The following is a 15152-nucleotide window of genomic DNA, read 5'->3' as shown; positions in this document are numbered from 1 at the left end:
TCTACCATCCATCAATGACGATTTTGTACATCTTCAAAAAAGATAACATCTCTTCAAATTAAGTGTCCAAGACACACAAATTAGCAAGGAATATCAGAATAAAATAAGATTGGACAATCAACACATTCTATCTCTCATAACAGATTATATCTCAGCTTTGACCAATTCCACATTCTCTTTTGATTGATTTAAGATCAGGAAAAGCTGAGATTCATATATACTTTTGGGACTGTCAACATAATTTAATAATCGATGAAAAACTCTTAAAAAATGAAAAAACATTTTTCTTATTTATTGTGCATCATGTTGCTGCTTATTTCAGCGACAGCACATGCGCAAGAAGACAAAATCAAGGGTAAAGTTGTTGATGCACACAACGAACCTGTAATCGGGGCCAGCGTCCTGATCAAGGGAGACACTAATGGTACTATAACGGACGTAGACGGGTTATTTACCCTGAACGCAGTAAAAGGTACTTTGGTCGTTTCGTACCTTGGATACAAAACGGTAGAACAACCTGTTACCGACAAGACCTTTTATCTTATCACTATGGAGGAAGACTCCCATGTTCTGGATGACATTGTTGTAGTAGGTTATGGAACCCAGTCGAAAAGGAACATAACGGGAGCTGTTAGCGACCTCAAATCCGATGCGATATCCCGCACTGCGGCAACTTCCACTTCGGGGGCTCTGGCCGGAAAAATGCCGGGTATATCGGTAAGAACTAAAGATGCAAGACCCGGTAAAGGAGCATCACTAGAAATCCGTAATCTCGGTAACCCTTTATATGTAATAGATGGTATACCTTATGGTGGTCAGACTGGGTCAGACTGGGTACAATCTTCGAATGTATCGGGAGCGGACGTCTTTAATGCTTTGAATATCGAAGATATCGAAAGCATATCAATACTGAAAGATGCTTCGGCAGCCGTTTATGGTCTGCGTGCTTCGAGCGGAGTGGTTCTTGTTACAACCAAGAAAGGAAAAAATGAAGAAAGCATTAAAGTAAATATCAATGGATATTATGGATGGCAGAATTTGACCCGTTTTCCTAAAATGGCTAATGCTGCCCAATACACAAGAGGGTTAGTGGAAGCTGCTCAAAACGAAGGAAAAGATCCTCGGGCTGTATATACTCCGGAAGAGCTTGCTAAATGGCAGGCAGGAACCGAACCCGGATATAAAAGCTATGACTACTATGACTTAACCATGAGAAAGAATATTCCTCAATGGCACCTTAATGCCAATGTGACAGGCGGTTCAAAACTTGCGACTTATTTCTTATCTGTAGGCCATACCGATCAGGATGCCCTGATGAAAGACTTTTCTTACAACAGAACTAACCTGCAGCTGAACCTCGAAGCTAAAGTTATCGACGGATTGACCATCGGAACTCAGATCAGCGGAAAAGAAGAAAGTCAAAAAGATGTTGGTTTGCCCGGAGGTGACGGATACTTTGCGTCCATATTAGGTATTATGTCAAACAGGCCTACACAAGGTCCGTATGCCAATGATAACCCCAACTATATAAATCATACAAACGACTTTTCTCGTAACCCTGCTCTTTTCCGCAGAGATATTGTAGGATATAAAGACAACCTTACCAGAAATGCCAATATAAATTTATATGCTCAATACAAATTTAAGTTTGGGCTATCAGCTAAAGCTACCGTATCATACAACTATACCAACAGTAAGTTCGATGGGTTTCAATACACTTATGATGTGTATACATATAATAAAGCCAACGACACCTACGACCGCACCGGAGGATCCGATGCTGGTTGGAGATACCAGACAGAAAGAGAAGTTGTAGCTAAATACGGACAATTCCAATTAGATTATGCGAAACAGCTTGGCAGCCATTATATATCGGCAACTTTGGCTTATGAAAGATCCGATTATGACAAAAACTACCTTGCATACGGAACAAATCCTTCAAATAATTACCTGCCATTAATCGAATTCGATAAAATGAATTCATTCAATGACGATTGGTCATACGAAGCCAGAGCAGGATATATCGGTAAGATTAATTACAATTATCTGGGTAAATACCTGATTGAACTGTTAGGCCGTTACGATGCATCTTATCTATATGCTCCCGGTAAACGCTGGGGATTCTTTCCCGGTGCATCTCTGGGATGGCGTATATCTGACGAACCTTTCTTCGCGGGGTTAAAAACTGTAGTAAGCGATCTTAAGTTAAGAGCTTCTATCGGACAAACCGGTAAAGAAGAAGGTGTTGGTATGTTTGGTTATCTGAATGGATATACATGGAACAGTGGTAGTGCCGTTTTAGACGGAACATTCTCAACAGGATTAAAACCAAGAGGACTACCGGTAACCAATCTGTCGTGGGTGAAAAACACCACTTCTAATATTGGGTTTGACCTTGCTATGTTCAACAATAAACTGACTTTAACAGCCGACCTGTTCACTATTAAAAGAACCGGAGTACCGGCAGCCCGTTATGACGTACTTATCCCTTCAGAGGTAGGTTACAGCCTACCAAACGAAAACCTGAATGAAAACGGGTATTATGGAGCTGAAGGTATGGTAACATATACAGACAAAGTCGGAGAACTAAATTACACAGTAAGCGGAAATGTAACTTTCTCGCGTTACAAAAGCATCAAGACATACAAACCCCGATTTGGTAACTCATGGGATGAATACCGCAATTCTGCAGAAGACAGATGGGGCGGTATCTGGTGGGGATATCAGGTTATAGGCCGTTTCCAATCGCAGGAAGAAATAGACAACTATGCGATAAATAATGACGGAGAAAACAACCGCACACAACTACCCGGAGACTTTATTTACAAAGATGTAAACGGTGACGGTATTATCAATGATATGGATCAACGTCCTATCGGATATCCTTCAGGATGGGCTCCTATGATCTCTTTCGGTGGTCATATCGGATTAGATTGGAGAGGCATCGACCTTAATATTGACTTTGCCGGAGGAGGAATGCAGTCGTGGTTTCAGGACTATGAATTAAGAAATGCCTTCCATGGAGGAGGTAACTCTCCTGCTTATCTTCTGGAAGACAGATGGCATAGGGCTGATCCTTACGATGCTAATAGCGAATGGATTGCCGGATATTATCCTGCGATCAGAAATGGTAATGTAGGACCAAACTCGAGAAACAGCGACTTTTGGCTTACAAATGTAAAATATCTGAGAGTAAAAAATATGGAACTGGGGTATACCTTACCCAAAAGCCTTATAAATAAAATCAGAGCCGAAAAACTACGTGTATACATCAATGCATCTAACTTATTGTCATTCGACAATGTGGGCAAATACGAAATAGACCCCGAAATCGATGCAAATGCTGCAGTTGTTTATCCTCAACAACGTACTGTATTAGTAGGATTTAGTGTTACATTTTAAAAAAGAAGGATATGAAATACCTATTTATAAAAATATCAATAATAACTACCCTCTTATTCGCCAGCTGTAATAATAACGACTGGCTCGACAGAGACCCCGAAAACATTATCACAGACGAACAATTGTGGAATGATCCTAAAATGATCACCTCGTTGTTAGCTAACTTTTACGACAGGCTGCCATCGCTGCATGGGAATTTTAATACAGGCGGGATGAGTGAAATTGATGATGCTATGTGGTCGGGACATCAGGATCAGAATGGCAAAAATGATTTCCAATATGGAGACGACTATGGTAGATACTGGGATTATGAATTTATCCGAGACATCAACCTCTCTATTGACAATCTTAATAAATATTCATCAAAACTAAGTAACGAACAAAAAAGTCTCTTCAGATCTGAGTTTCGGTTTATCCGAGCATCAGTATATTTCGAGTTGGTGAAACGTATGGGAGGAGTACCTTTGGTTACCAAACAATTGATCTATGACTTTAGCGGTGACCCTACCCCTCTGCAAACTCCCCGTTCGAAAGAATATGAAATATACGATTTCGTCTATTCCGAAATGGAAGATATAAAAGATACCCTAAGTGCAAACAATGCCAGTCAAACACGTGCCAATACTTATACCGCATTAGCTGTAGAAAGTAGGGCAATGCTATATGCTGCATCTATTGCAAAGTACAACAATCTGATGGCTGCACCGATAACCACTCCAGGGGGAGAAGTAGGTATTCCGGCAGACAAAGCAAACGACTATTATACTAAATCTCTGAAGGCATCTCAAACTATCATCAACAGCGGCAAATACAGCCTTTATAACACAAATGCAGATAAAGGAGCCAATTTTTATGATATGCTGAATAAGAAAACAAATGAGGTGATTTTTGCTAAAGATTACAAACTCAGCTTGAAAGTTCATCGCTTCGCTTATGACAATATCGTAAAAAGTCTGACAGAAGACAATGAATCGTCTTCATCTCTATCTCCTTCATTAAGCTTGGTTGAAAGTTTCGATTATCTCGATGGAAGTAAAGGTACTCTTAAAGATGTAGATGCAAAAGGCAATTATATAGCTTATGACAACATTTCGGATATTTTTAAAAACAAAGACGGACGTCTATTCGGAACTGTAGTATATGCAGGAACTACATTCCGTAATAGCCCGGTAAATATTCAGGCCGGTGTAGCAGTTTGGAATAAAGATCATTATCAGTTAAGTATAGCCGATAAACTTGGTGAAAAATATGGTAAGACAGATATTTTGTGGACAGGCTTTGACGGACCTAAGGACAACGAAAAAGATGTTAGTAACACAGGTTTTTATATGAGAAAATTTGTGAGTGATGCTTCAGGAGCAAGTACCCGCGGAACGTCTGCTGATAACTGGTGGCCTTGGTACAGACTAGGCGAGATATATCTCAATGCAGCAGAAGCAGCCTTCGAACTAGGACAGGGTGATGCAGTCGGATATGTAAACAAATTACGCGAAAGAGCTGGATTCCCTGCAAATAGCCTTTCATCTTTGACTATTGATAAAATACGCAACGAACGACGTGTTGAATTGGCTTTCGAAGATCACAGATTTTTTGATCTGAAACGATGGAGAATAGCTCATGAAATATGGAATGGCAGCGATAACAGCAACGATGCAGTAGTACGCGGACTATATCCTTACAGAATAATAAATCCGGGAAGCCCTGATGATGGTAAATATATCTTTATAAGAATGAGGCCGACTAGATTCAAAAAAGCACGATTTTTCAGATTAGCCAATTATTACTCTTCTATTGAACAGAAAGCATTGGATAATAATCCTAAACTTGTTAAGAATCCATTCCACTAAAAAAATAATAATCATGAAAATCTTACATATAATAATTCTGACAATCATCTGCAGTGTCTTTGCAGGTTGCGAAAAAGACAATTTTGATGCTCCAAAGGCAACTCTGTCAGGAAAAGTCACTTACAACGGCAATGCGGTAGGTGTACGTACTAATGCCACTCAATTGGAATTATGGCAAGATGGTTATGCTCTGCACTCTAAGATCCCGGTCTATATTGCTCAGGATGGAACATTCTCGGCATCCTTATTCAATGGTCAATACAAGTTGGTTCGTTTGGCAGGGGCACCTTGGATCGCTCAAGCCAGTGACACCATCGTTATCGATGTAAAAGGTAATACAGTTGTGGATATCCCTGTCACTCCTTACTTTGCGATCAGTAAAGAAAGCTATACAAAAGGAGCTGGAACAATCACTGCAAAATTTACAATCAATAAGATCGTTGAATCTGCTAATCTCGGGGAAGTATCTGTATTCTTTGGCAAATCGATACTTACAGATTCTCAAAAGAATGAAAACGATCAAGTAGATGAAGCAAACAAATACAACGAGGGACAGCCATATATCAAGGTGGACAAAATAGTCTTAGAAAAAGAAACTATAGCAACGATCAATATTCCGAATAAGCTAGCTGATGCCGATTATCTATTTATACGTATCGGAGTAAGAGCAACTGTTTCGAGTGAATATTATTATACTCAAGTACAAAAAATTTCTTTAAAATAAGGATCTTTTTCGTCTTAGAAAAGAAAGAGACTGTCTATCTAAGGACAGTCTCTTTTTTGCTATAAAACAATCGGATTATATACAAAATGAATAAAATTCATATACACGGATGATGCTCTCTCCTATTGAACATATTAAAAAAAATATTAGCTTTGGCTTATATCAAAAACGAACACTTATCTGATCTAAAGAAATGAGATATAAATTGTATGTATTTATAATTACTCTGTCAATATGTTTTGCATCATGTTCAACACTGATCGACTGTCCTCAATTCAATCCTATTTATTTAAATTGGGTTCCTTATCAGGAGGGGGATACTATTTCTTTCGAAAATAACAAGAAGGTTAAAACATACATAGTTTGTTCATATATTGCTACCCATACAAAGAATTATCCATCAAACACTAAATGTTGCGGTTGCAACGATGATATAGTCCTCTCTCTTGTGAATGCTAATGATACAATAAATCTCAAAATTTTATATCAAAACAGTAAAAACAGTACTTATATATCTACTATCTTATGTAATAAGAACTCTTATAGAATAGAGCACCCCGATAACCAACTCTTAATTGCAAACATTCAGATCAGGAGTAATCAAATGATTATTCCTGACAATATAATCAATAACATCTTTATTAAGAAGGAAATAGGCATAACAAAATTTAGTAATAAGAACGAAACTTGGACGTTAAAAGAACATCGAAAAAACCGAATACCAAGACATGTGAAAATAAAAAAGGAGAACTATAAATAATAAAATAAAAATACAACAAGCTCATATTATGCCCGATAAAAGACTCTGACTTAAAACTAGTCAAACAATGGCTATATAAGGATTATATATTAAAATGGTATCATGAACCCAAAGAATGGCTACAAGAAATTGCAGAAAGGAACAGTTCATTTAAGTTTTTATTTCATTTTATAATTTTAAAGGAGAACAAACTATTGATTTTCAACTTATATCCACAACATGCCTGATAATATACTATTCTATTCTGGTCTATCTCTATTTCTTATACATGAGATGGATGCTATACGTCATAAAGAATGGAAAATGTTTCCGATTCTTTCTTCTTTAAGCGATAGACTCGGATATATAATATTCACATGTCTTCATATACCCTTATTTATTGGGATATTTTGGTTTCTGGCAAATGCTTCTATAAGAGAAATATTCATCAAGACATTTGATATATTTATGATTATCCACTTAATATTACATGTTATATTCCTTGAGCACAGAGAAAACAAATTCCGAAATTTATTTTCATGGCTGATAATAATCGGAATTTCACTCTGTGGATGTTTCGACCTTATTTTATTCAGATAATAATATGATGATAAACGATATTGTTATAAAAAAAGCAGATCCGATACACATTGATGAATTAGAACTCCTTTATGATGAGTTGAATGATTATTTCACATCAACGGTAAATTATCCGGGTTGGATCAAACATATTTATCCAACTAGGGAGACTGCAATCAATGGGATAAAAGAAAAAAGTTTATTTGTAGCTCAAATAAATGACACAATAGTTGGTAGTATTATATTAAACCACATTCCTGAAGAAGCATATGATAAAGCAAAATGGATTATTGCTACCGATTACAAAGATGTATTAGTTATAAGAACACTAGTTGTTCATCCTCTTTATTTAAATAAAGGTATAGCGACCACTCTATTGCAGTTTACAAAACAATACGCTCTGAATCATCAAAATAAATCTATTAGATTAGATGTTTCGGAAAATAACCTTCCTGCAGTAGCATTATATAAAAAAATGGGATATAAATACATCGATACTGTTGATTTAGGGCTACCTTACGAACACTTGAAATGGTTTCAACTTTACGAGCTAAGCTTAGTATAAAATCCCTAAGCATATAAAAATTAGAAGTGGCACACAACACTTAAGTATTGATCTCATTTATTGAAGATTAAAAAAAATCATAAAATTTATTGATACTCTTCAATCAGACTCTTCTTTGTCTTCTAGGTCTGCTCTATGTTGTAAATGAATTCCGATATGCCCTATGCCCAATATCGCAACAGCAATCAGCATTGCTATTGATTCGCCATAAATACCCAATATGAAAAACGCAATAACAGGTAAAGTTGCTCCTGCAACAGGTATACCAAATAAACTGCTGTAAAAATCGGAGAGTTTTTTATCACTTTTAAAATATCTTATCCACCAAAATTCATAAATAATCATTATAGAAAATGCTATAAACAGCCAAATAAGCCAAATACTGACTTCTTGTATATTAAAATTTTTCACAAAAAGAGCAATGGTAGTTACACAGATTTGTCCTATTCTTTCAAGAAATAGCAAGCCCCTATTTTCATTACTTGAATTATAATTTAGAGGTTTATTTTTTGTCCAAATTATATTAGGTACAGTTAACATTAAAATAAACAATAACCCTACGTAAGAAAATCCAATATCTTCAATCATTCCTATCACTCTTTTATTGACTTATGTATTTTTGTTAGTTAACGCCTAAAAATCGTTATTCATATAAATAAGGATTAAAGATGAAAATAATATCATTTAAAACAATAAATGCATGACACTTTAAATCTTTAATATTGAATACATTTTCATATCAATGATGATAGAAACCCTCAGCTAGGTTTTCTGCGTCTTCTATTTTCCAATAACGTATTTTACACTCCACATCTAATTAAGATCTTTAGATTATTTAGTGAAATTCAAACACTTACAACGATATAAAAAAATCGGGCAAACCCTTTTTATCAAGTTTGTCCGATGTAGTGGAGAATATCGGACTCGAACCGATCACCTTAACACTGCCAGTGTTACGCTCTAGCCAGATGAGCTAATCCCCCATTTTGAATCTTTTTTCAGATTCGGATACAAAAATAGAATAATTTTAATTCCGCCAACTATAATTACCCTAAAAAATTAGGGAGAGCAAAAGACTTTCGTCTATTACTGAAATTATCTCCTTATCTTTGTCCTTCTAAAATCAGATACAGATGCTAATTTTCAATACAACATTACATATCGATGATTCTATTCATGATGAATGCCTCATCTATCTAAAAGAAAGATATATACCTAAGGCTATTGAAAGCAAGATATTGGAACAACCTTTACTTGCAAAAATAGAAGCTCAACATGAAGAACATGGAGTAAGCTATGCCATGCAATTCAAGACTACTGATATAGATACTCTCGACAGTTGGGCTAAAACTACAGGGCAAGAATTACAACAGGAAATGAATAACCGATTTGGCAGTAAAATTGCTGGATTTGTAACCCTTCTCGAAGAAATTCCACTATAAGGCATGGCTGCACCAATAAACAAAGAACGTATAATATTAGGCATTGATCCCGGTACGCAAGTAATGGGGTATGGTGTATTGCGGGTATTAAACAACAAACCGTCTCTTATCGCCATGGGTGTTCTGCAACTCAGCAAATACGACGACCATTATTTAAAACTGAGAAGAATATTCGAAAGAGTAATCGGATTAGTCGATGAATATCTTCCTGACGAGCTTGCCATAGAAGCCCCTTTCTTCGGTAAAAATGTACAAAGTATGCTGAAACTTGGACGTGCTCAAGGTGTTGCAATGGCTGCAGCTTTGTCTCGAGATATTCCTATTTTCGAATATGCCCCGCTAAAGATAAAGATGTCTATAACCGGAAATGGTAAAGCAGCCAAAGAACAGGTTGCATATATGTGCCAGAATTATCTGAAAATTCCGGATGAGAATATGCTCCCTCAATTAGATGCAACCGACGGACTGGCAGCTGCTCTCTGTCACTATTTCCAGACAAACAACCCCACACAGGATAAAAAATTCAACAGTTGGAAAGACTTCATCAATAAGAATCCGGGTAAAGTGAGCGGCCTGAAATAAGAAGTGTCCGGTTAGCCTAAACGGGGATCTGTACCCCATTTCAATTTCTTTTTCAACGTATTATAGAATGTATGCCCTATTCTCTTAACAATTAAAACAGGAACGGCCGATTTTTCGATTCTTAGAGTAGTTCCTTCGGCGGACATCATCTTTGAACGACCATCCAGAGAAATAAGGAAACAACAACTACGGCTTTTTACAGTCAGTGTTATAATATTCTCATCCTCAATCACTAATGGTCTTGCATTCAAACTATGAGGAGCAATGGCCGTAATAGCTAAGGTAGAACTATTAGGAGTCATAATAGGTCCTCCGACACTCAGCGAATATGCAGTAGACCCTGTTGGAGTCGCGATAATCAGACCGTCTGCCTCATATGATGTCAGATGTTCATCATTAATAAAAACATCAACAGTAATCATCGATGCCAGATCTTGTTTCAGAACAGCAATCTCGTTCAACGCATAATGCTCCGGATTACCATCTTTTCCATTAATCAGCAGTCGCAACTGAGCTCTCTCTTCAATTGTATATTTTCCGGCAAGGATTTCTGTCAATGTTTCTTCCATATCGTCTTCCGATACATCAGCCAGAAAACCTAACCGACCTGTATTAATACCCAGAATCGGAATATTCTTGAGTTGAACAGCCGAAACAGTTTTTAAGAATGTTCCATCTCCTCCTATACTTAACGCAATATCCAGATCGAGTTCTTTGCAATCGAGAATACCTTCTACCCTACCCTCCCAATGTATATGAGGTGATAAGTATTCATGAAATTCTTTTTGTATAAATATCTGCACATCGCTTTTTGCAAGGATATCCAGAATCTTAACTACCTGTTCGCTTTTTTGGTATTCGTTGCCAAATATTCCTATTTTCATACCGGAAAACAATTTAGGTCTCAGACCTGTTTATTACATTTATAATATTAAGAGCAAAAAAAGAAAAGGTTACAAAATCAGTAATCAGTTGGAATTTATTAATTTTCAATTAATCGAAAAAGGTTACTCTTAAATTACATCTTTTTTTATTGATCCTTTTTGATCCATCAATCTGATTTTTTTTTCAAGATTAACTGATAACTGCTGCCTGATCATTGATAACTGATTTTAAAGAACTCTTTTTATATATAAAAAAATTTATTCGTTAAATAATACTCCATAATCAACCGTAACTACTCAATTTTTTCAGGATATAAAAAGGATGCTGATTATAGTGTATAAATGCCCTTAAAAATCCCAAAATAACGCAAAGTCTCGGTATTTCGTATTAAATTTGCATACCTTGCAATTGATTATACTGCAAAGGTGGTAAAAAAGTTTCACAAATATGCTCAGGCATCATTTTAATCACGACAAGAATCTATCATGACCAAATTGAGTGTAAATATCAACAAAGTGGCAACCATTCGCAATGCACGGGGTGGCAATGTGCCAAATGTGCCACAAGTAGCTGTCGATTGCGAAAAATTCGGAGCAGAGGGAATTACAGTACATCCCCGACCGGATCAACGCCATATCACAACTAAAGATGTTTATGATATAAAAGCAAGAATTAAAACAGAATTTAATATAGAAGGATATCCTACTCCCGAATTTATTAAGCTAATCAAAGAAATACGGCCAACACAGGTCACACTTGTCCCGGATGCTCCGGATGCGATAACATCCAATGCAGGCTGGGATACTAAAGTAAATTTTCAGTTTCTCAGCGATCTGGCAGATGAGTTTAAGGCAATGGGAGTGCGCACCTCTATCTTTACAGGTACAGATCCCGATATGATAGAATATGCAGCCAAAACAGGAACAGACAGGATAGAGTTATATACAGAGCCTTATGCTACATTATATCCAAAAGATCCCGAAGCAGCGATACTTCCGTTTATAGAAGCGGCTAAAATAGCAAAACATCTGGGACTTGGTATTAATGCCGGGCATGACTTGAGCCTCGAGAATCTCAACTTTTTCTATAAGAATATACCCTATGTCGAAGAAGTTTCAATAGGACATGCCTTGATCAGCGATGCGCTATATTTAGGACTGGAACGAACTATTGCAGCTTATAAAAACTGTTTAAAATAAACCTCTCAATCTAAATAAGGGTGAGATAAAAGCAATAGGAATTATGGCTACAATAAAACAAGAAAAATCAATCGGTTTGGCAGGAACTATCGGGTTTCATGTCTTACTCATTGTATTCCTGCTGCTTTATTACATAAAGCCTACCGACAAAGACCGACTAAATGAAGAATTAGGAGGAGTACCTGTCATGTTTGGAAACGTACAGGATGCTCTTGGCGATGACGAACCTTTCGGCCGTGGAAACGGACTTACCGAAGATGTGCTGGAACCAATCGAATCGGATCCTACGATGCCTAATAATTTGAAACAATCAGAAAACCCCGTAAGCAAACCTGAAATATCACCGGCTCCTACTCCGACAAAAACAAAAATCGTAAAAGAAACAAAAGCACCCACTGCGACACAGGATGTAGAGAAAACAATCGCCATAAACGAAGCCAAAAAGCAGGAAGCAGCCAAGAAAAAACAAGAAGCTGCTGTTGCCGAAGCCAATCGTCTGGCTCAAGCCGAAGCTGACCGCATCGCTAAACAAGAGGCTGACCGCAAAAAAAACATAAACAGTCAGATGGCAGGTTTATTCGGTAATGGTTCGGGTAACGGAAGCAGAGGAAATACTCACGGCACAGGTACTCAGGGATCACCCGCCGGAAACGGCAGCGTAGGAAAAGTATCGGGCGTAGGAGGAACAGGTACTTATGACCTAGGGGGACGAGGTGTTGGCTCCGGAGGACTTAAACTACCCTCTTATACCGTCGATGATTATGGAACAGTAGTTGTAGACATCATTGTTGACCCTAAAGGAAATGTGATAGAGGCTAGTATCGGACGTGGAACAAATACAACCAACTCTACTCTCCGAAATGAATCGTTACGTGCCGCACAACGCACAAAATTTGCGATAGTCAATACGACCAATAACCAGAAAGGAACAATTACATATAAGTTCAACCTAAACTAAGTTCTCACACTTAATCAATCGGATATGAAGAAAGCATTAATATTTTTAGTTACCGGGTTTGAAGAAATAGAAGCATTAGCAACTGTGGATATTCTCAGACGTGGCGGTGTAGAGATTAAAACGGTTTCTCTTACTGAGGAAAAGACTGTTGTAGGAAGCCACTCAATTCCTGTAATTGCAGATGAACTTTTTGACAATGCAGATTTCTCATCCGCCGACATATTGATATTACCCGGAGGTACAGTAAGAATCAATGAACATGACGGTCTGAAAGAAAAATTGATCGAATTTAATAATAGAGGCAAAAACATAGCTGCAATATGTGCTGCCCCGATGGTATTGGGAGGATTAGGGTTGTTAAAAGGAAAAAAAGCGACATGTTATCCCGGATTCGAAAAATACCTGGACGGAGCAGAACTTGCAACAAAGGAAGCTGTTGTTGTTCAAGGAAATATAGTCACCGGAAGAGGACCCGGACTTACTCTCGATTTTGCATTGCAATTATTAGAAACTTTGGAAGGAAAAGAAAAAAGAGAAGAAGTTGCAAAAGGCTTACTCCTTCTATAAATCCGATTTTTAATCTAACTCATATAAATATCCTGCAGAATGATTCTGCAGGATATTTTTTTTGAAAAGACAGACTCCAATTACAAATATTATTTTACCACACAAAAAGCCATAAAACAATCATTATTTCATAAATATTTTATTTTACTTTGCAATATATTATTTAAAAGAATATTTTTGAAAACTTATGAAAGAATCTCTATTCAGAAAGAAATCGATTGCTGAAGCACTATCCAGAGCCAACTCGGATAAGGACGGATTAAAACGTACGCTCAGTGCCAATAATCTTATCGCACTGGGGGTAGGGGCAATTATCGGTACAGGTATTTTTGTCCTCACAGGTACAGCCGCCGCCAATTACGCAGGTCCGGCACTTACCATATCATTCGTCATATCGGCAATAGGCTGTTTGTTGGCAGGTCTATGCTATGCTGAGTTTGCGTCAATGATTCCTGTGGCCGGAAGTGCTTACGCATACAGCTATTCGACCTTAGGCGAACTAATAGCATGGTTTATCGGGTGGGATCTTATTCTAGAGTATCTCTTCACGGCAGGAACCGTTGCTGTAGGATGGTCGGGTTACGTAATCAGTTTTCTGAATGGAATAGGAATACATATTCCTGTATCGATAGCCGAATCTCCCTTCGGATATGATGTACATAGCGGATGGTATCTGACAGGAAGCATCATCAACTTCCCTGCTATGTTTATAATCTCGCTGATGGCTGTATTACTTGTTTTGGGTATAAAACAATCCGCAACTTTAAACAATGTTATCGTATTTGTAAAAGTAATCGTAATTCTTTTATTTATCGGATTCGGGATAGCTTATATATCTACCGATAACTGGGTTCCTTACATTCCGGAACAAACATCTTTCGGTCATTTCGGATTTTCAGGAATATTGAGAGGAGCCGGTGTCATATTCTTCGCTTACATAGGATTCGATGCCGTTTCGACTGCAGCTCAGGAAGCAAAAAATCCGCAAAAAGATATGCCCAAAGGGATACTGTATTCATTGCTTATATGTACGGTATTATATGTGGCGGTAACGCTTGTGCTAACAGGAATAGCTCATTATACAGAACTTGATCATCCTGCACCGATAGCATATGCCATAGATAAGGTAGGCAGCGGACTGCAATGGCTGTCGCCATTGGTAAAAATCGGAGCAATAGCCGGATTAAGCTCCGTTGTTTTGGTTATGATGCTTGGACAGTCTCGAATCTTCTATTCAATGTCTAAAGATGGTCTGTTGCCTAAATTCTTTTCTGGCGTACATCGCAAATACGGCACACCTTATAAATCGACATTTGTAACAGGAATAGCTTCCGCAATTATCGCCGGAGTATTACCTATTAATATTCTGGGCGAATTAGTATCGATAGGAACTCTTATGGCTTTTGTTATAGTTTGTGTCTCAATTATTGTTCTTAGAAAAATATCTCCGGAAGTAAACAGACCGTTTAAAACACCATTCGTGCCTCTGGTTCCGATACTCGGAGCAGCGATATGCCTTTTACAAATGATATTTTTACCTTGGGATACCTGGTTGCGCTTGATTCTATGGATGGTTATAGGTTTCATCATCTACTTTTCGTATAGTATAAAGCACAGTAAACTCGCTAAAAAATAAAGGAATAAGGCTGACCTAAAACAATAT

General features: G+C 37.5%; 13 protein-coding genes and 1 tRNA gene. 11 read left to right on the top strand and 3 right to left on the bottom strand.

What is annotated here, in order from left to right:
- Positions 1–270: 270 nt before the first annotated feature.
- From AABJ51_RS18490 to AABJ51_RS18475, 5 genes are all read left to right on the top strand, one after another.
- A complete protein-coding gene (locus tag AABJ51_RS18490) occupies positions 271–3402 on the top strand; it encodes a SusC/RagA family TonB-linked outer membrane protein (RefSeq protein WP_338373764.1) in 3132 nt (1043 codons plus the stop codon).
- Positions 3403–3413: 11 nt separating this feature from the next.
- Positions 3414–5249 carry a RagB/SusD family nutrient uptake outer membrane protein gene (locus AABJ51_RS18485; protein ID WP_338373763.1) on the top strand — a complete coding sequence of 612 codons (1836 nt, stop codon included), beginning with the start codon at positions 3414–3416 and terminating at the stop codon, positions 5247–5249.
- 13 nt (positions 5250–5262) lie between these two features.
- The gene (locus AABJ51_RS18480) at positions 5263–5973 is read left to right on the top strand and encodes a DUF3823 domain-containing protein (protein WP_338373762.1); all 711 of its coding nucleotides are present in this window, start codon (positions 5263–5265) and stop codon (positions 5971–5973) included.
- A gap of 979 nt (positions 5974–6952) precedes the next feature.
- A complete protein-coding gene (locus AABJ51_RS19425; RefSeq protein WP_353527779.1) occupies positions 6953–7312 on the top strand; it encodes a DUF6713 family protein in 360 nt (119 codons plus the stop codon).
- Between the two features lie 4 nt (positions 7313–7316).
- Positions 7317–7856 carry a GNAT family N-acetyltransferase gene (locus AABJ51_RS18475; RefSeq protein ID WP_338373761.1) on the top strand — a complete coding sequence of 180 codons (540 nt, stop codon included), beginning with the start codon at positions 7317–7319 and terminating at the stop codon, positions 7854–7856.
- 99 nt (positions 7857–7955) lie between these two features.
- Here the strand turns inward: AABJ51_RS18475 and AABJ51_RS18470 are convergent, their stop codons facing one another.
- Both AABJ51_RS18470 and AABJ51_RS18465 read right to left on the bottom strand, forming a co-directional pair.
- Positions 7956–8444: a hypothetical protein gene (locus AABJ51_RS18470; RefSeq protein WP_338373760.1), complete on the bottom strand. Its 489-nt coding sequence runs from the start codon at positions 8442–8444 to the stop codon at positions 7956–7958.
- 321 nt (positions 8445–8765) lie between these two features.
- Positions 8766–8839, bottom strand: a tRNA-Ala gene (locus tag AABJ51_RS18465).
- Positions 8840–8989: 150 nt separating this feature from the next.
- Here AABJ51_RS18465 and AABJ51_RS18460 point away from each other — a divergent pair.
- Positions 8990–9298, top strand: coding sequence for a DUF4286 family protein (locus AABJ51_RS18460; protein ID WP_338373759.1), 309 nt, complete (start codon positions 8990–8992; stop codon positions 9296–9298).
- Between the two features lie 15 nt (positions 9299–9313).
- Positions 9314–9880, top strand: a complete 567-nt coding sequence (gene ruvC, locus AABJ51_RS18455) for a crossover junction endodeoxyribonuclease RuvC (RefSeq protein WP_026625407.1) — start codon at positions 9314–9316, stop codon at positions 9878–9880.
- Positions 9881–9891: 11 nt separating this feature from the next.
- On the opposite strand, the gene AABJ51_RS18450 is transcribed toward ruvC, so the two are convergent.
- A complete protein-coding gene (locus tag AABJ51_RS18450; RefSeq protein ID WP_026625408.1) occupies positions 9892–10764 on the bottom strand; it encodes an NAD kinase in 873 nt (290 codons plus the stop codon).
- Positions 10765–11250: 486 nt separating this feature from the next.
- Here AABJ51_RS18450 and AABJ51_RS18445 point away from each other — a divergent pair, with 486 nt between their 5' ends.
- From AABJ51_RS18445 to AABJ51_RS18430, 4 genes are all read left to right on the top strand, one after another.
- On the top strand, positions 11251–11964 hold the full coding sequence (locus tag AABJ51_RS18445) for a pyridoxine 5'-phosphate synthase (protein ID WP_338373758.1): 714 nt from the start codon (positions 11251–11253) through the stop codon (positions 11962–11964).
- Between the two features lie 43 nt (positions 11965–12007).
- Complete coding sequence (locus tag AABJ51_RS18440) at positions 12008–12922, top strand: energy transducer TonB family protein (RefSeq protein WP_035331129.1); 915 nt, start codon at positions 12008–12010, stop codon at positions 12920–12922.
- Between the two features lie 24 nt (positions 12923–12946).
- Positions 12947–13489 carry a DJ-1 family glyoxalase III gene (locus AABJ51_RS18435; protein ID WP_338373757.1) on the top strand — a complete coding sequence of 181 codons (543 nt, stop codon included), beginning with the start codon at positions 12947–12949 and terminating at the stop codon, positions 13487–13489.
- 187 nt (positions 13490–13676) lie between these two features.
- Positions 13677–15125 (top strand): amino acid permease, encoded by a 1449-nt coding sequence (locus AABJ51_RS18430; RefSeq protein ID WP_026625412.1) that lies wholly within the window; start codon positions 13677–13679, stop codon positions 15123–15125.
- Positions 15126–15152: the final 27 nt, after the last annotated feature.

This window comes from Indolivaga capnocytophagoides (assembly GCF_036511535.1).
Taxonomy (GTDB): domain Bacteria; phylum Bacteroidota; class Bacteroidia; order Bacteroidales; family Dysgonomonadaceae; genus Dysgonomonas_A; species Dysgonomonas_A capnocytophagoides.
The sequence above is the reverse complement of the archived record's forward strand: the minus strand, read 5'-3'. Positions and strand labels throughout refer to the sequence as shown.